General features: G+C 63.9%; 1 protein-coding gene. It reads right to left on the reverse strand.

Annotated elements, in window-relative coordinates:
* Positions 1-255 (reverse strand): hypothetical protein (locus tag E0D98_RS26855; protein ID WP_205713050.1); only part of this gene is annotated, 255 nt, incomplete at both ends.

Consider the following 255-nt stretch of genomic DNA (forward strand, 5'->3'; position numbering starts at 1 on the left):
TACTGCCCTTCGCCACCGTCTGCTCTGACTGCTGTTCTGATTTCGAAGACTGGCTGCCGTAAGAGAGGCTGATGCCCACCGTGTTATTATTTCCGGCATCGGCGCCCTGCGCGTCTGCCAGTCGTCCAGCCTGCACGGCCTGAGCCCCCGAGAGCGCGGCCTTCACCCCCTGCAGGGCTTCAAGCCGGCTGTTTCCGGCAGATTTCGCCGCCTGTACGGTCTCCACCGTCGTATTCAGGGCGCTGCCCGCTGTGC

It is taken from the genome of Escherichia sp. KCJ4928 (assembly GCF_004352695.1).
Taxonomy (GTDB): domain Bacteria; phylum Pseudomonadota; class Gammaproteobacteria; order Enterobacterales; family Enterobacteriaceae; genus ECMA0423.